Annotated in this window: 1 protein-coding gene; it reads left to right on the plus strand. The window is 48.6% G+C overall.

Going from position 1 to position 389, the window contains the following annotated elements; genetic code table 11:
• Positions 1-389, plus strand: a 389-nt coding sequence (locus ACEWB7_RS18625) for an EAL domain-containing protein (protein ID WP_411581179.1), incomplete at both ends; no start/stop codon positions are given.

A 389-nucleotide genomic window follows, 5' to 3' on the forward strand; every position in this document is an offset into this window, starting at 1 on the left:
ATGCAAACCGCCTTTAAAGATGCCGTCAGGTGGAACACCGGTCGCACAGATCCCATCACCGTCGCCATCAACTTATCCAGCCGCCAGTTTATCCATAACAACCTGCTCAACTCCATCCGGCACCTGTTAAAGAAAACCCACTGCAACCCGGCATGGATCACCTTAGAGATCACCGAAAGCCTGCTGCTGAGCGACAACCTGCATATTCAAAAAACCTTAAAATCCCTTGATCGCATGGGCTTTAGAATCTCGCTAGATGACTTTGGCACCGGCTACTCCGCCCTCAGTTATTTAAACAAATTCCCCGTCAGTGAAATCAAGATTGACCAGTCATTTGTGCAAGGCATTGCAGACAACAACGACCACAGGTTGATTGTGCAGGCGATTAT

It is taken from the genome of Acinetobacter sp. NIOH-H-8, from assembly GCF_046635365.1.
Taxonomy (GTDB): domain Bacteria; phylum Pseudomonadota; class Gammaproteobacteria; order Pseudomonadales; family Moraxellaceae; genus Acinetobacter.